Genomic DNA, 16095 nt, shown 5'->3' on the forward strand with positions numbered 1-16095 from the left:
GAGGCAGGTAAAAAGTTTCACCAATGAACCCATTTCATCTTCAGGAGTGTGAAGTCATGACAAGCAATCAGACGACGAACCGCGAACGGTTTCGGGGCAAAACGGCGATCATCACCGGAGCCGGTTCCGGGATCGGCAAGGCGGCTGCGGTGAAGCTGGCCAGCGAGGGGGCGGGGGTCGCGCTGTTCGATCTGTTGGATGAGCGCACGGAGCAGGCAGCGCGGGAAATCAATGCCATGCGCGAGGGTGCGGCCCGCGCGTATGATGTCGACGTGGCGGACCCGGCGCGGGTCGAACAGGCGGTACGCGAAGCTGCCGAGCATTTTGGCGGCATCGATATCGTCTTCGCCAATGCAGGCGTCAACGGCAAGCTGGCGCCAGTCGAGGATTTAAGCTTCGAGGATTGGGAGAAGACACTGAGCATCAATCTGACGGGTACGTTCCTGACCGTGAAATATACGGTTCCCTACTTAAAGCAACGGGGCGGCGGCAGTATTATCATTACCAGTTCGATAAACGGCAATGATAAATTTTCCGGCTTTGGGATGTCGGCTTATAGTACGACGAAAGCGGGACAAGTTGCTTTCGCGAAAATGCTGGCGCTGGAGCTGGCCCAATTCAAAATTCGCGTTAATGCCATCAGTCCCGGCGCCATCGCCACCAATATCGATACATCAACGGAGAAGAGCAAGGAGCTGCAGGAGATCGTCATTCCGGTAAAATATCCAAAGGGCTCGCAGCCCTTAGCGGACGGCCCGGGTCAACCGGAGAACGTCGCGGATCTCGTCGCCTTTTTGGCTTCGGACGAGTCCATCCACATTACCGGAGCCCGAATTGTCATCGATGGGGCGGAGTCGCTGTTATAACGTTTCACCTGATGGAGAAACGATCCTAGAGTTTAACGCTTTCGCAATCGCGGAGGCGTTTTTTTAAGATTCAGAAAGTATAAACTTTCGGGGCATGGCATCTGCGGAGATGATTCCGATGGCGGCTGTGGTATGATACAGGAAGGAAACGCTTGAGGAGGGATGGATATGCTGTCCTGGTTAGCGGAACAGAAGATTGCAGAAGCGATGGCCCGCGGGGAGTTTGATCATTTGCCCGGGAAGGGCAAGCCGCTGAAGGTGGAGGATTTATCCGGGGTTCCGGAGGATTTGCGGATGGCCTATAAGCTGATGAAAAATGCGGGTTACGTTCCCGAAGAAATTCAGCTGCAGCAGGAGATGGTTCGGCTTACCGACCTGCTTGCCGCTTGTGAGGACGAGCCGGAGAGGCAGGCTTTGAAGAAGCGGCTGACGGAGCAGGAGCTGAGGCTGAATATGCTAATGAGCGAGCGCGGTCTATCAACGAATCCGGCGTTCCGGCAGTATGAAGATGCAATCCGCCGGAAGCTGGAATAGGAAGTCAAATTGGGGTGTCAGGCATCAGCTTCCGTATCATCGCTTCGGTTAACAGAAACGGCTCTCGCGAGATCCGGTCCAGCCGGAAGCCGGGGATCAACTCTTTGGCCGTTACAGCTTCAGGGCGGTCGATCAAGCCGCTGATGTAGGCCAGCCAGCCGATGACCGTCTCCGGCTTCGTACCGGCGGCGCGCAGCGCGGGGAGCCCTAAGTCGCCATGCCGTTTGGCCAACCGCCGTCCGTCCTCTCCGAGGATGAGCGGGGCATGGGCGAACTTAGGCGGCGTCAAGCCTAACGCTGCATAGAGGTGGAGCTGGCGGGGCGTGGAGTCGAGCAAATCGTCACCGCGCAGTACATCGGTGATCCCCATCAAGGCATCGTCTACGGTCACCGCCAGTTGATAGGAATACATATGGTCGGCCCGGCGCACGACAAAATCCCCGCCGCTGCCCGGCGGGAAAACCTGCGGCCCGGCGATGCCGTCGACGAAGCGAATTTCCTCCGGGCCAATCGCAAATCGGAGTGACGGATCTTTGTGTTGCGCTCGGCGCTGCTGCTCCTCCGGGCTTAAGCCGCGGCAGGTTCCGGGATAAGGCGCCCCTTCCGAGGACAAGCCGTGCGGCGCCCCGGCCACCGCGAGCAGCTCCGCCCGGCTGCAGAAGCAAGGGTACAGCCGGCCGGCCGCGTCCAGCTTGGCCAGCGCCTCCTCATAAAGCTCGGTCCGCTGGCTTTGCAGGTAAGGACCGGACGCATCCGAAGCGCCTGGTCCTTCATCCCAGTCCAGCCCCAGCCAACGAAGGTCGGCGAGAATCCGTTCCGTGATCGCCGGCTTGGAGCGTTGGGTGTCGATATCTTCAATGCGCAGCACGAAGATTCCTCCGGCTGCGCGCATTTGCAGCCAAGAGAGCAGCGCGATTTTGGCGTTGCCTAGATGCATGTCGCCGGATGGCGTAGGTGCAAATCGTCCGCGTTTCATGATGCTTCACTTCCTCGATTGTTCACTTGTTCACTTTTTGTAGAGTTGTCCGAATGTCCCATTTGATGAATGTGGACGAGGACGACGTCGGAACGAGCATTACAAGCCTGCTTCGGGGCCTTGGGCGTTCCGGGCTTCGTCTTCACCCTCTGATGTATACGCGCTGTCCATGAGGGGCATGTCCAGCCTTTTGATTTCAATTTTCCGTATCCGGGTGTCTTCGCGCTCGAGGACTGTAAACTGCAAGTCCCCATAGACCAGCTGGGTTCCTTCTTCGATGTCCAGGTTATGCCCATAGATCCAGCCGCCGATTGTATCCGCGTCATCTTCCTTCAAATCGGCGTCCAGCAATTCGTTGATCAACGACACCGAAACTTTGCCGTCAACTATGAGGTGATTCGCCGCGACCTCGGTAATTTCCTGCTCTTCCTCCGCATCGAATTCGTCGCGGATGTCGCCGACGATTTCCTCCAGTATATCCTCTATCGTCACCATCCCGCTCGTACCGCCGTATTCGTCGATCAGCACAGCAATATGCGAACGTTCCTTCTGCATCTTGGTCAGCAGCGCCGGAAGGGGGATGTTCTCCGAGACGGTCATCACAGGCCGGACCAGGGAAGCCAAAGGGACATCCGCCTGATTTTCGGGGGCCAGGAACAACGCTTTTGTATTAATGACCCCGATAATATTATCTTTATTTCCACGGATGACGGGAAATCTCGTGTATTGCTCCCGGCGAATGATCCGCAAGTTTTCCTCGCGCGACTTGGCCGCATCCAAGCAGACCATATCGGTTCTCGGAACCATGATATCTTTGGCGAGCAGATCATCAAAGGCGAAAATCCGGTTCATGAAGCGGTACTCGCTTTTGTTAATCCGGCCGTTGGCCAGGCTTTCCCTCAGCAATATTCGCAGTTCCTCCTCGCTGTGCGCGTCGTCCCAGTCCGCAGCAGGTTTAAGGCCTAGCCATGCGACGATGCGGCCGGAGGAACGGTTGAGCAGCCAGAGGAACGGGGACAGCAGGGTACTGAATGCCAGGAGCGGCCGGGCAAACGCCAAGATGATGGCTTCGCCCCGTTGAGCAGCCAGCACCTGCGGGACTAATCCGCCAAGCACCACATGCAAATAGGTAATCGACACGAACGCGATGAGAAAAGAGAAAAAAGTTTCTACGGAATCCGATAAGGGCAGGCGAACAAATAACGGGGCGAGCAGGCTGCGGACAGCCGGCTGGCCCAGCCAACCCAGGGTCAGCGAGTTCACCGTAATGGCCAGTTGGCAGGCCGACAACGCCTGGTCGATCCGTTGCGACAGGGCGCGGAGGGCGGAGGCCCCACGACGGCCTTCCCGCGCCCAAGCTTCGATGGTCCGCGGGTGCAATGAACGCAGCGACGCTTCAATGATGACGAACAATGCGGTGAAGACGATAAGCAGTAAAAGGACGAGCAGCTTCAACAATCGTTTTTCCTCCGATCCCTTCGTTTCTTAGAACCGTATGGTAAAATGTTTTCATAGTGTAACCCGTAAGGAGAGAATCATGACAAAGTTTCCTTTGCCTATTGATGAAGTAATCCCTGAGCTGCAAAAAGCGCTTGACCAAACGGGAACCGCCGTGCTGCTGGCGGAGCCCGGGGCGGGCAAAACGACGCGTGCTCCGCTGTCGCTCCTTAGCGAACCATGGCTTAGGGGACAGCGGATTTTGCTGCTGGAGCCGCGCCGGTTAGCGGCTCGGGCTGCCGCTGTATATATGGCGTCCCAGCTAGGTGAAGCGGTTGGTGAGACGGTGGGCTACCGCATGCGAGGCGACAGCCGGGTGTCGGCCAAAACGCGGATTACAGTCGTCACCGAAGGGATTTTAACGCGAATGCTGCAGCAGGACCCGGCCTTGCTCGGGACGGGTCTGGTCATCTTCGACGAATTTCATGAGCGCAGCCTGCATGCTGACCTTGGCTTGGCCTTGGCTTGGCAAAGCCGCCAGCTGCTCCGCGACGACCTGCGGCTGCTCGTCATGTCGGCGACGCTGGACGCCCGGCCGATCGCGGAGATGCTGGACGGCGCACCGGTTGTGCAAAGCCGGGGACGCATGTTCCCGGTGGAGACGGTATATGCGCCGGGAGCTCCAAACGAGCCGCTGGAACGCAAGGTGGACCGTGCGGTTCGCCGGGCCCTTGTGGAGCATGACGGCAGCGTGCTCGTGTTCCTGCCGGGAGCGCGGGAAATCCGCCGTACCGAGTCGCTGCTGGCGGAGGGCGGGCTGCCGGCGGGTGTGATGTTGGCGCCGCTGTACGGCGCGATGCCGCAAGCGGAGCAGCGACGGGCGATTGAGCCCGCGCCGGCGGGACAGCGCAAGGTCGTGCTGGCGACGTCGATCGCCGAGTCGAGCCTGACCGTGGACGGCGTGACCGTGGTGATCGACAGCGGCCTCCGCCGCACGTCGCTGTTCTCGCCGCGCACCGGCATGAGCCGGCTCGTGACGGTGCGGGCGGCCCGCGACTCCGCCGACCAGCGGCGGGGCCGCGCCGGGCGAACGGCGCCCGGCGTGTGCTACCGCCTCTGGAGCGAGGCGGAGGACCGCCTGCTTCCCGCGCGGACGGCGCCGGAGATGCTCGAGGCGGACCTCGCGCCGCTCGCGCTGGAGCTGGCGGCGTGGGGCGCCGCCGCGCCAGACGAGCTGGCGTGGCTCGACGCGCCGCCGCCGGCGCCGTACGCGCAGGCGGTCCAGCTGCTGCGCCAGCTGGACGCCTTGGACGCGGCCGGGCGCATCACCGCCCACGGCCGCCGCATGGCCGCGCTCGGGCTGCACCCGCGCCTCGCGCACATGCTCCTGCGGGCGCGCGAGCTGGGGCTCGGTGCGCCGGCATGCGCGCTGGCCGCGCTGCTCGAAGAGCGCGACCTGCTGCGTGGGCCAGCCGGGCGCGACGCGGATTTGCGCGGCCGGCTGGCGCTGGTGCTGGCCGCGTCCGGACGCGCGGCCGAGGCCCCGGGCTCCCGGGGCAGGGGCGGCCTGGCGGCCGCCGCCGCAACACAGGAGCCCGGGCCCGACGGGCTGCGGCGCATCGCTGCGCTCGCCCGCCAGTGGGAGCAGCGGCTCGCTGAGCTGGAGCCGCTTGCTGAGGCTGTGCCGCCCGGCGCGCCCGATGTGTCCGCCGAGCTCGGCGAGTGGGTCGTCCCGGATGCCGGAGACGACCCCGATTTCGAGCCGCCGGACGGCGAAGCAGCGGCCGGTGCCGAGCTGGCCGATCCAACGCCGCCGACAGCTCCCGTGCCGGCAGCCTCCGTTCCAACGGATCTGGACCGCTGCTGCGGCTTGCTGGTCTCCTTCGCTTATCCGGATCGGATCGCGTTCCGCCGCCCGGATGGGCGGTATTTGATGCGGAACGGGCGGGGGGCGCAGTTGCTCCGCAAGGATTCCCTAGGCCAATCCGCGTTCCTGGCGATTGCCGAGGTTGACGACGAAGGAGCAGAAGGACGTATTTTGCTGGCGGCCCCGCTGGAGGAAGAGGACGTGTACCGCCATCATGCGGAGGGGATTACCGAGGAGCGAAGCGCGGAATGGGATGACGCTTCGGGAACGGTGCGGGCGAGAATCCGCCGGACGTTTGGCGCGATCGTTCTGCGGGAGCAGCCGGACCCGTCGCCGAGTCCAGAGCAGATCACACAAGCCTTGCTCGAGGCCGTTGCCGCCAAAGGCGTCGCCATCTTGCCGTGGACGGAGAAGGCGCGGAAGCTGCAGGAGCGGCTGATGTTTTTGCACCGCCTAAATCCTGACTGGCCGGATGTATCGGATGAGACGCTAGCCGCAACCGCCGAGGAATGGCTGGCACCGTATTTGTCCGGCGTGCGTAAGCGGGCGGATCTGCAGGCGCTGTCCTTATACAACATACTGGAGGGCCTTCTGACTTGGCCGCAGCAGCAGGAGTTAAACGCCGAAGCGCCAACGCACCTGCTTGTCCCCAGCGGCTCCAAAATTCAAATTCATTACGACGGCCCCCAAGCCCCTTATGCGGCAGTACGCTTGCAGGAAGTGTTTGGCATGATGGAAACGCCGCGGATCGGGTTTGGACGGGTTCCAATTACGCTGCATTTGCTGTCGCCCGCCAGCCGGCCGGTTCAGGTCACGTCGGACCTGCGCAGCTTTTGGCAACACACTTATTTTGAGGTCAAAAAAGACCTGAAAGGCCGTTACCCGAAGCATTACTGGCCGGACGATCCGCTTCAGGCCACCGCGACCCGAAAAGTAAGGCCGGATGGACAACGTTAGTTTAGTTTGGAAGTAAACGGACGGCTAGATCCGGGCTTGCACGTGATTGTATGCGAAAAATCGAATACATTCAGCGGACAGGGGGCCATTTTTGCCAGTTATATATGAAATTTCATATAGATTCGGGCTGCGGGGAGCCGAAAGCCACATTTTTATATGAAAAATCATATAGATTTCCCAATTTCAACGTTTTGCCACAAAATGTGTATGAAAAATCGAATATATCGACCGAACCAGCGTGCATATATCATTCTTAAGACGCGGCGATCTTCTCAGATCGTCGCGTTTTTATTGCGCTTTATAGCCGATGTTCGATTAAATAATAGAAATTTATCCTTTTATCACCAAATCTATTATGATTTAATAGTTTTGTAAACACTTCAGAGAAATCCTATAGGCGCCGGGATTGGCTTTGAGGGCTTACAAGGAATGAAATGAGATCTGAATTTGCGGAGGTGATCGGCTGCGGCGGACAGAGGACAAGCGAGGAGTCCATCGGTTAGTTCCATAAGGAAAGGAGATTTGCTGACGAGCACGGAAGATTTGTGACGTTGGTCCGTTTCGTGGATCTTACAGCCAGAGTTCTTGCTGCTAGCTTTATTCCAATTCAATTTCGATTGAAAGAGAGGGATTTAAGTGATGCAATCGATAAGAACCCGCAGCTTCGCCAAGAAGTGGAAGCTGTTTACTCTGACCTGTCTGGCTTTATCTCTGCTGCTGCCGGGCGGCCTGCTCCAACCGAAAGCCGCTGAGGCTGCCGATCCTTACAAAATCGTTGCCTATTACCCATCCTGGGGGGCTTATGACCGCAATTTTAATGTCTATGATATCGATGCATCCAAAATCACCCATATCAATTATGCCTTCGCCGATATCGCCTGGGACGGCCGTCACGGCAATCCGGATCCGGCCGGGCCGAACCCTGTGACCTGGCCGACGCAGGACGAGAAGGGCCAAACGATTAACGTGCCCAACGGCACGATCGTCTTGGGCGATCCTTGGATCGATACCGGCAAGCTATTTCCCGGCGACACCTGGGATCAACCGTACGCAGGCAATATTCATCAGCTAAATAAACTCAAACAGGCGAATCCGCACTTGAAGACGATTATATCGGTGGGCGGGTGGACCTGGTCCAACCGATTCAGCGATGTGGCTGCCAGCCAAGTCACGCGCGAAACGTTCGCCAACTCGGCCGTTGACTTCCTGCGGAAGTTCAATTTCGACGGCATCGATTTGGACTGGGAGTATCCGGTTGCCGGTGGATTGCCCGGGAATAGCTATCGTCCGGAGGATAAGCAGAACTATACGAAGCTGCTCCAGGAGATCCGGAATAAGCTGGATGCAGCCGGAACGGTGGATGGCAAAAGATATTTGCTGACGATCGCTTCCGGAGCTTCGCCTTCCTTCGTTAGCAATACGGAGCTCGGCAATATCGCATCCATCGTCGACTGGATTAATATTATGACTTATGATTTTAACGGCGGATGGCAGCAAATTACGGCTCACAATGCACCGCTGTACTACGATCCGGCCGCAGGCAACGCCGGCGTGCCCAGCGCCTCGGTCTTTAATGCCGACGCCGCAGTGCAAGGCCACTTAAATGCCGGTGTTCCCGCCAATAAATTGGTGCTTGGCATTCCATTCTACGGTCGCGGTTGGGATGGCGTAAACAACGCCGGCAACGGGCAATACCAAAGCGCCAGCGGAGCGTCTTCCGTCGGAACTTGGGAGGCTGGTTCTTTTGATTACTACGACCTGGAAGCGAATTATATCAATAAGAACGGGTATAGCCGCTATTGGAACGATACGGCCAAGGTGCCGTACCTGTATAATCCTTCGGTACGGCGGTTTATCTCTTATGACGATCCACAATCCATCGGCTTCAAAACCGATTATATCAAGAGCCGTGGTCTTGCCGGCGCCATGTTCTGGGAACTGAGCGGTGACCGCAACAAAACGCTGCTCACCAAGCTGAACAACGATCTGAGCGGAGGCGTAACGCCGCCGGGAGATACGGTGGCTCCGTCTACGCCTACCGGTGTAAAGGTCACCTCCAAAACGGCGAACTCTGTCACGTTAACCTGGCAGCCTTCTTCTGATAATGTCGGCGTTGTTGGATACAACGTCTTCCGGAACGGAACGCAAGCGGCCAGCGTAACCGGGACGACGGCGACGATCAGCGGTCTTGCCCCCGCAACGACGTATACTTTTACGGTGGTTGCACGGGATGCTGCGGGCAATGTCTCACCGGCCAGCGCTCCGCTGACGGTCACGACCGAGCCTGGAACCGACCCGGGCGACACAATCGCTCCCACCCCGCCGGGCAACGTTACGGTGACGGCCAAAACCTCGACCAGCGTCAGCCTGAGCTGGAGCGCATCGACCGATAATGTCGGCGTGACTGGATATGAGGTATACAACGGTAGTCAACTCGTTGCGACGGTGACGGGGACAACGGCTACGATTAACGGACTTTCGCCATCTACTTCCTATACGTTTACCGTGAAAGCGAAAGACGCCGCCGGTAATCTCTCGCCTGCAAGCAATGCGGTGACGGTCACCACAGATTCGGCAGGGACGGGGCCGACAGCTTGGGCACCTTATACGTCGTATACTGTGAATCAGCTCGTAACGTATAACGGTGTAACCTATAAAGTAATTCAAGCCCACACGTCGCTGCCTGGCTGGGAACCGGATAAGGTACCCGCGTTATTTCAGGCTCTATAAGGATAAAAATTTAAATAATTAACATCTTGTGTGCGCTTTCATTTTTCTATTGACGCTAGCGAGAGCTTGAATTATTATAGTCACATAACCGACCGACAATTGAATGACTTTTGGCGTGTTACCATTGATTCAGAATGGGCATGAGCCAAGGAAAGCAGACCTAGATAAACAATAGGCTTCTTTTCTTGGCTCTTTTTTTCGCCTGTATCTCCCAATATCCGAGAGTAGGGCATATTGATTTCTTAAAGATGCCAGAATATAGGTAATCAGAATTAGGAGGAGAGCCATATGTTTTCAAAATGGAGAAAGAAAAATACGGAGAGTAAAGTGCTGGAGATCCTCTCGCCGCTAACCGGGGAGGCTGTACCGTTAGCTCAAGTTCCAGATGAAGCGTTCGCAGGGGGCCATATGGGTCCGGGGATCGCTGTTGAACCCAGCGAAGGACGTCTGGTTGCGCCGTTTGACGGCAAAGTCGTTCATGTCATCAAAAGTAACCATGCCGTGATGATGGAGCATTCGTCCGGATTGCAGTTTCTATTTCATCTCGGAATCAATACCGTGTCGCTCAAAGGCGAGGGCTTTACTGCCCATGTCTCCGTGGGGGACAAAGTCAAAGCAGGTCAGCTGCTAATCGAATTTGATCTGGCAGCCATTCGCGAAGCTGGTTATCCGGTGATTTCGCCAATTATAGTAACAAACGCCGGAGAAGTGACGAGCAGCGTAGAACCCATCACCGGTCCTGTGACGGCAGGCAGCAGCGTCATTTTAAAGGCGGTTTTACAATAAAATACAAGAAGTAAGGAAAGGATGGTTTGTGCATGCTAGCTTTTCTCCAGAAAATCGGTAAGTCATTGATGCTTCCGGTTGCAACACTGCCTGCAGCGGCGATTCTGCTCAGGTTCGGCAGCATCGACTACATCAAGGATTTTCACCTGGGGGATGGAGTTGGGGGATTTCTCAACACGTATATCGCACCGTTTCTAGCAGCGGGCGGAGGAACGATCTTTGACAATCTTCCGCTGATCTTCGCTGTTGGCGTTGCGATCGGTTTGGCCGGAGATGCGGTAGCCGCATTGTCTGCAGTCATCGGTCATTTGATTTTGCTGAACGTGCTTGGTAGAGTACCCGGCATTTTTCCAGGACTCATGCAATCCGCCGATACCAAATTGGATATGGGGGTTCTTGGTGGTATTATCGTGGGTTGTATTTCCGCCTATTTGTACAAACGGTACCATGATATCAAACTGCCGGATTGGTTAGGCTTCTTCGGTGGCAAACGGTTTGTTCCGATGGTCACTGCGATAACGATGGTTGTTGTAGGTTTGATCTTCGGCTTGATTTGGGGACCAATACAAGCTGCCTTGGATGTCTTTGGCGATTGGGTAACCAGCTTGGGCGGCATTGGTTCGGCAATTCATATCGTTGCCAACCGCTTGCTGATTCCGTTTGGTCTTCACCATATCATCAACTCGATCGTATGGTTCCAAATTGGAGATTTTACGAATGCTGCAGGGGACGTTATTCATGGCGACTTGTACCGCTTCTTCGCTGGCGACAAGACCGCAGGTATGTTCATGACCGGTTTCTTCCCGATCATGATGTTTGGTCTTCCGGCTGCAGCCTTTGCGATTATTCATACGGCTAGACCGGAAAGACGCAAAATGGTTAGCTCCATTTTCTTAGGGGCGGCATTGGCATCGTTCCTGACGGGGATTACAGAACCGTTGGAATTTGCCTTCATGTTTGTTGCTCCAGTGCTTTATGCGGTTCACGCAGTACTGTCGGGGATTGCGGCTTATGTCACTTACGCGCTTGGTATGAAGCTTGGTTTCGGCTTCTCGGCCGGTTTCATCGATTATGCAATCAACTATCAAATCTCGACCAAGCCGTTGCTGCTCATCCCAGTTGGTCTAGTTACGGCGGTTGTGTACTATGTCATCTTCCGCTTCATGATTGTCAAGTTGAATTTGAAAACACCAGGTCGTGAAGATGCTGAGGATATCGCAGAAGTGGTAAAGGAAGGGGCTTCAGGAACAGGGAAGTCTGCCGCCGACAACCGTTCGGCCAAAATCCTGGCCAGCATCGGCGGACCGGAAAATATTGAGTCCGTGGATGCGTGCATTACCCGCCTTCGCCTCGTCGTCAAGGACGATAAACAGGTGAACGATGCCGCATTGAAGCAGTTGGGCGCATCGGGCGTCATGAGACTCGGCAAAGGCGCAGTCCAAGTCGTGTTCGGACCGCAATCCGAAGCGATCAAGGATGACATCAAAAAGATGCTGTAAGGTAACGCACGTATTGCATCGCAGGGCGGAATGGCAGTTCCGCCTTGCTTTTTTATTTTACGGCTTTATCTAACGAAAGGATTCAATTTTTTTGTCTAACGCTTGCCAGCCCAATCTCGGGTTATGTAAAGTTAAGTCGAAGGAAAACGGCTTAAGGGGTTAGACGATGTCCTATAAATTTACGAAATGGTTGATCCTGATTGTTCCAACACTGGTGGTCGGGGTGTGGGAGGTGGTACGCCACCAATTTCTCATGCCGTTTGTGTCGATGGAGCTAGGGAATGTGTTGACGCCGGTCATTTTGTTTGCGGTGAGTATTACATTGCAATATCGCTGGTTTTCGAACTTGGAACGCATGCAGGAGGAATTGCAGCGGGAGCGGGCGCTGAAGGCCCGTTTGGAGCAGCGGGAGCAGCTGGCTCGTGAGCTGCATGATGGGATCGCGCAATCTTTGTTCCTTCTCTCCGTCAAGGTGGACCGGGCAGAACGGCAGCAGCAGGCGGCAGGTAGTTCGTATGATTGGAACGGGCTGCGCAAATCGATCCATGAAGTGAACCGGTATGTGCGGGAGGCGATTTCCGACCTGCGGATTCCGCCAGACTCTCGGGAAGGCGAAGCGGATGAAGCCTCCATGTCGGCAATCGTCCGTCGAATCGCTGTTGAACAGCAGCTCACTTTGCATTTGGACTGGCAGCTGGAGGAAGCGGGCTGGCCGGCGAAGGCGAAGATGGAGCTGGTGTCCTGCCTGCGGGAAGCGGTGATTAACGCAGCCAAGCATGCGGGCGTACAAGCCATCGAGATCTCGGCATCGGGAGATGCGCAGGATTTCACCGTCACGATCACAGATCACGGGTGCGGCTTCGCGCAAGAGGATCAAGCCAGACCGGGCCGCTACGGCCTGCAGATCATGCGAGAGCGGACGAACGAGATGGGCTGGGAGCTGACGGTTGCGTCCCAGCCAGGAGAGACGACGATTCAAATTCGAGGAGGCGGCGGTTCAGATGAAGGTTCGCGTGTTGGTCGTGGATGATCATCCTCATGCCCGGGAAGCGATCGGGGAGATATTAGCCGAGGATGATTCCTTTGAAATCGTGGCTTACGCGGAAAATGGCGACGAGGCCATTGCCCAGACGGAGCGGTGGATGCCGGATTTGATCTTGATGGATATCCGCATGCCGGGCAAGGACGGCTTGGAAACGACCCGCGAGATCAAGCTGCGCTACCCTTATGTGAAGATCGTGCTCATTACGGTATCGGATGACGCCGCTCATCTGTTTGAAGCGCTGAAGCAAGGCGCCCAGGGATACCTGCTCAAAAACTTGGAGCCCGGAACTTGGTTGGAATATTTAAGGGCGATCGCCAGCGATGAAGCGCCATTATCCAGTGAGCTGGCTTTGCGGATTTTGCAGGAGTTTCCGGTGAACAGGCGGACAAGCGGTGAACAACCTCCGCTAACTGCCCGCGAACGGGAGATCCTTGGCTGGGTTGCGCAGGGCATGACCAATCGGGAGATTGCCGGGGTGTTGCACATTTCCGATCAGACGGTAAAAAACCATCTTAAAAACATTTTGCAAAAGCTGCATTTGGAAAACCGGGTACAACTCACGCGTTATGCGCTGGAGCAAGGGTGGATCGACCCGCGAGGGTGATTTCAATGGCTGCAGGGACAAATGTCGAAGTTGTGACGGAAATCACAAAGCGTGAAGCCTTCCCGTTCTAAACTGAGAGTAGCTCTTAGTTCAAGAAGGGGAGAGAAGCTGATGAATCAACGTTTGGGTGCTGTTGCCTGTTTGCTCGCGGCCGGGATGCTTCTGCTATCGGCATGTGCCGACGCCCCAGGGCGCTATATTGGCGAATCTGAGCCGGCGGCGGAAACAACAGGACCGGTGAAGTCGTTTACCGTTCATGCCAGCTCATCGGGATACGACTTGACGGAAATCAAGGTCAAACGGGGCAATACGGTGCAGATTACGCTCAAAAATACGCAGGGGATGCATTCGTTGAAAATCAAAGGATACAACAAAGAAGTCCGCGGAGGCAAAACGATTACGTTTACGGCTGACCAAGCCGGAACCTTTGAGTACTCCTGCAACATCTCCTGCGGCAAGAACCACAAGGAAATGAAAGGCATCTTGATCGTAAAATAAAAAGCTGACGGCTCATCCAGCAGATGAAGTCGCCAGCTTTTTTTGATAAGGAGAGCTGTATTTCTGCATGCGTGTGGCATCCCTTACGTGATTATCCCGTTGCATCACAACCTCAAAAATACCCCAACTGCTCCTTGGCTGCCTCCGACATCTGCTCCGGCGACCAGCGCGGCTCCCAGACGACGTCGATGACCGGGTTTTGGATTCCAAGTTGATCGTTAAGAACCCAACGAACACCGCCAACAATCGTATCATGCATCGGGCAGCCCGGCGTTGTTAAAGTCATCTGAATGTAGACATGATCATCTTCTTCCCGAATGTCGTATACCAGCCCTAGATCAACGATATTTACGCCCAGCTCGGGATCATAAACCTCACGCAGGCATTCACGGATTTGTTCAATTTTATTCATGGCCACTAACCTCCATTTGCATTGTCGTTAATGAGCAAACACCATTGCGATCAAAGCGATATAAGCCACCGAAACGATGGATAATACGGCGCCTCCGATGGCAATAACGATCGATGAGCCGGTCACGATGCCGATGAGGACGGTCAAATTCGCACAGAGAATCAAGGTTAACCCGAGATTCACTTTCCGCTCGTTCAGCAGGTCGGCCAGTACCGGCGTTCCCGGGCGTCCGGCTTGCTTGCCGTATTTGTAGGTCCACCACAGGAACGGTACGATTTTGGACACGTATCCAAGCACAGTGAACGACACCCAGTAGCTTAAGTAAACAAAGCCGGCTGTAAGAACAGTTTGAGTTTCCAGCAGTTGCCCTGGTGACACCAGTGCCCGAACCGCAAACATGACCGCAAAGGCGGCAAAGATTTGGCTTCCGGTGACTGTCCATTCAATGCCTGCCCCCGGGCTGCGTTTATGCCGTTTGCTGCGGATTTGCAACAGATGAACGTTATAACAAAGGACGGCAACAACAATCAGGTGCAGCGCGGCAATTTTGAAGCCTGTTGGCAAACCAAACAGAAAGGAAGTCGCGCCTAGCAGAACCCCTGCGTTCCATACCCCTAAGACGACATATTCCAGCCGGGTTGGATAGTTATGGGACAAATAAAACATCGGCAACAGCTTGTAGCTGAACCCGGTGATCAACAGACCAAACCAGCCTAGCGTCCCCAGCCAGATATGCGTACCAAATAGGTTTTCGTGCAAATCGTTGTAAAGACCGGTCGCAAAATTGATCCCCATCGCCATCCCGGATAACCCGGTGAGCAGCAGGTAAAACACCGCGCAGGCAGTGCTAATGGTGATCGCGTTCCACGTTTCGGCCCGCAGCAATGTGGCGGCCAGGTTCCAAACGAACAGGACAACTCCAGAGAATGCGAGTGTGGCAAAGCCGCCAATCCAATACGTGTCGCCTTGAATGAAGCCAAATAGCAGACCAAACAGACCAATCGTAAAAAGTGTATAATGCACATACCCGAGACGTTCGCTGTAGATCTTCGACTGCAAAATAACGTTGATCAGCTGGTAGACGGCACCCATCGCCAGCATGGTTGCCCAGCCCAGCACAAACAGGTGCACCTGGAACCAGCCGGCCGGGGCGCGGATATCATCGCCGATCCAGCCTGTGAGTGACATCAGGGAGGTGGCGTGAAACAGGACGAATCCGAAGATTCCGGTGACGATAAAGAGAAAGGGCAGGCGGGACATGGCCGGCATCAGGTTCACCTCCTTAAGGTTTGCGAATTTGGACTTTGGCCGTCCCATCCGGTTGTTCTTCCACCGTATAGGTGCAGCCCAAGCTGTTTAATTCCTCGATAAGAAATACCGGTACCCGGTCGTTGTGAATATGCACCTCATCACCTGATTTGCAGCGATCCAAGGCTGCCAGCGTTCGAACCATCGGTTGCGGCGGTTCCAGACCACGGTTGTCCAGCGTGATGATGTTAGGGCTGGCGGCAGATTCGCCGGATCCACCCGTTGATGCCGGAGCAACCTCTGCGGTTGCTTCAACTGGTACGGATTCGTTTTCCTCTTCGAGCCATGCCTTGTTTTTCTTATGGACAAATGTCGTGATCCAATGCTCTTTGTCTAGCATCACCGCTTTGCCGACGAGTCCCTTCATTTTCAGAAGCTTGAGCAAAGGGGTCGGCTTGAAGGGGGCGTGAAGCACGAAGAGGTCGTCTTTTTCCAGCTTTTTGACAGTATCCATGATGAGCTGGAACGGCTCCAGTTTGTTCCGTAGTTGCTCTCGAACGTCCAGCTCTACAATTTTGGCGTCTTGTCGATTCATCCAACGTCACCTCGTTTATGAATTTGCGTGAAAATGGTATT

At 55.8% G+C, this 16095-nt stretch carries 14 protein-coding genes; 9 read left to right on the forward strand and 5 right to left on the reverse strand.

Annotated elements, in window-relative coordinates:
• The first annotated feature begins 56 nt into the window (after positions 1 to 56).
• Positions 57 to 866, forward strand: coding sequence for an SDR family oxidoreductase (locus U9M73_RS05200; protein WP_009223128.1), 810 nt, complete (start codon positions 57 to 59; stop codon positions 864 to 866).
• A gap of 162 nt (positions 867 to 1028) precedes the next feature.
• Entirely contained in the window at positions 1029 to 1400 is a 372-nt protein-coding gene (locus U9M73_RS05205) for a DnaJ family domain-containing protein (RefSeq protein ID WP_323076483.1), read from the forward strand.
• Positions 1401 to 1404: 4 nt separating this feature from the next.
• Here U9M73_RS05205 and gluQRS read toward each other — a convergent pair whose 3' ends face one another.
• Complete coding sequence (gluQRS, locus tag U9M73_RS05210; protein ID WP_009223130.1) at positions 1405 to 2376, reverse strand: tRNA glutamyl-Q(34) synthetase GluQRS; 972 nt, start codon at positions 2374 to 2376, stop codon at positions 1405 to 1407.
• A 99-nt stretch (positions 2377 to 2475) separates the two neighbouring features.
• Complete coding sequence (locus tag U9M73_RS05215; protein ID WP_009223131.1) at positions 2476 to 3834, reverse strand: hemolysin family protein; 1359 nt, start codon at positions 3832 to 3834, stop codon at positions 2476 to 2478.
• A 79-nt stretch (positions 3835 to 3913) separates the two neighbouring features.
• Here U9M73_RS05215 and hrpB point away from each other — a divergent pair, with 79 nt between their 5' ends.
• From hrpB to U9M73_RS05250, 7 genes are all read left to right on the forward strand, one after another.
• Positions 3914 to 6637, forward strand: a complete 2724-nt coding sequence (hrpB, locus tag U9M73_RS05220) for an ATP-dependent helicase HrpB (RefSeq protein WP_323076484.1) — start codon at positions 3914 to 3916, stop codon at positions 6635 to 6637.
• A gap of 639 nt (positions 6638 to 7276) precedes the next feature.
• Positions 7277 to 9367, forward strand: coding sequence for a glycosyl hydrolase family 18 protein (locus U9M73_RS05225; RefSeq protein WP_009223134.1), 2091 nt, complete (start codon positions 7277 to 7279; stop codon positions 9365 to 9367).
• Between the two features lie 288 nt (positions 9368 to 9655).
• A complete protein-coding gene (locus U9M73_RS05230; protein ID WP_009223135.1) occupies positions 9656 to 10153 on the forward strand; it encodes a PTS sugar transporter subunit IIA in 498 nt (165 codons plus the stop codon).
• Positions 10154 to 10185: 32 nt separating this feature from the next.
• On the forward strand, positions 10186 to 11652 hold the full coding sequence (gene nagE, locus U9M73_RS05235) for an N-acetylglucosamine-specific PTS transporter subunit IIBC (RefSeq protein ID WP_323076485.1): 1467 nt from the start codon (positions 10186 to 10188) through the stop codon (positions 11650 to 11652).
• A 166-nt stretch (positions 11653 to 11818) separates the two neighbouring features.
• Complete coding sequence (locus U9M73_RS05240; RefSeq protein WP_260069920.1) at positions 11819 to 12682, forward strand: sensor histidine kinase; 864 nt, start codon at positions 11819 to 11821, stop codon at positions 12680 to 12682.
• Entirely contained in the window at positions 12654 to 13301 is a 648-nt protein-coding gene (locus U9M73_RS05245; RefSeq protein WP_260069921.1) for a response regulator, read from the forward strand. The genes U9M73_RS05240 and U9M73_RS05245 overlap by 29 nt, the downstream gene beginning before the upstream one ends.
• Positions 13302 to 13412: 111 nt before the next feature.
• Positions 13413 to 13799, forward strand: a complete 387-nt coding sequence (locus tag U9M73_RS05250; RefSeq protein WP_260069922.1) for a cupredoxin domain-containing protein — start codon at positions 13413 to 13415, stop codon at positions 13797 to 13799.
• 112 nt (positions 13800 to 13911) lie between these two features.
• On the opposite strand, the gene U9M73_RS05255 is transcribed toward U9M73_RS05250, so the two are convergent.
• The 3 genes from U9M73_RS05255 to U9M73_RS05265 are packed head-to-tail and all read right to left on the reverse strand — an operon-like array spanning position 13912 to position 16054.
• Positions 13912 to 14211, reverse strand: a complete 300-nt coding sequence (locus U9M73_RS05255; protein WP_036643790.1) for a metal-sulfur cluster assembly factor — start codon at positions 14209 to 14211, stop codon at positions 13912 to 13914.
• A 27-nt stretch (positions 14212 to 14238) separates the two neighbouring features.
• The gene (locus U9M73_RS05260; protein ID WP_323076486.1) at positions 14239 to 15480 is read right to left on the reverse strand and encodes a hypothetical protein; all 1242 of its coding nucleotides are present in this window, start codon (positions 15478 to 15480) and stop codon (positions 14239 to 14241) included.
• Positions 15481 to 15493: 13 nt separating this feature from the next.
• The gene (locus U9M73_RS05265; protein ID WP_323076487.1) at positions 15494 to 16054 is read right to left on the reverse strand and encodes a DUF2249 domain-containing protein; all 561 of its coding nucleotides are present in this window, start codon (positions 16052 to 16054) and stop codon (positions 15494 to 15496) included.
• Positions 16055 to 16095: the final 41 nt, after the last annotated feature.

It is taken from the genome of Paenibacillus phoenicis (assembly GCF_034718895.1).
GTDB lineage: Bacteria > Bacillota > Bacilli > Paenibacillales > Paenibacillaceae > Fontibacillus > Fontibacillus phoenicis.

Coding starts and splice junctions, on each gene's coding strand:
- U9M73_RS05200 (WP_009223128.1), top strand. CDS start 57: ATGACAAGCAATCAGACGACGAACCGCGAACGGTTTCGGGGCAAAACG.
- U9M73_RS05205 (WP_323076483.1), top strand. CDS start 1,029: ATGGATATGCTGTCCTGGTTAGCGGAACAGAAGATTGCAGAAGCGATG.
- gluQRS (WP_009223130.1), bottom strand. CDS start 2,376: ATGAAACGCGGACGATTTGCACCTACGCCATCCGGCGACATGCATCTA.
- hrpB (WP_323076484.1), top strand. CDS start 3,914: ATGACAAAGTTTCCTTTGCCTATTGATGAAGTAATCCCTGAGCTGCAA.
- U9M73_RS05225 (WP_009223134.1), top strand. CDS start 7,277: ATGCAATCGATAAGAACCCGCAGCTTCGCCAAGAAGTGGAAGCTGTTT.
- U9M73_RS05230 (WP_009223135.1), top strand. CDS start 9,656: ATGTTTTCAAAATGGAGAAAGAAAAATACGGAGAGTAAAGTGCTGGAG.
- nagE (WP_323076485.1), top strand. CDS start 10,186: ATGCTAGCTTTTCTCCAGAAAATCGGTAAGTCATTGATGCTTCCGGTT.
- U9M73_RS05240 (WP_260069920.1), top strand. CDS start 11,819: ATGTCCTATAAATTTACGAAATGGTTGATCCTGATTGTTCCAACACTG.
- U9M73_RS05245 (WP_260069921.1), top strand. CDS start 12,654: ATGAAGGTTCGCGTGTTGGTCGTGGATGATCATCCTCATGCCCGGGAA.
- U9M73_RS05250 (WP_260069922.1), top strand. CDS start 13,413: ATGAATCAACGTTTGGGTGCTGTTGCCTGTTTGCTCGCGGCCGGGATG.
- U9M73_RS05255 (WP_036643790.1), bottom strand. CDS start 14,211: ATGAATAAAATTGAACAAATCCGTGAATGCCTGCGTGAGGTTTATGAT.
- U9M73_RS05260 (WP_323076486.1), bottom strand. CDS start 15,480: ATGCCGGCCATGTCCCGCCTGCCCTTTCTCTTTATCGTCACCGGAATC.
- U9M73_RS05265 (WP_323076487.1), bottom strand. CDS start 16,054: ATGAATCGACAAGACGCCAAAATTGTAGAGCTGGACGTTCGAGAGCAA.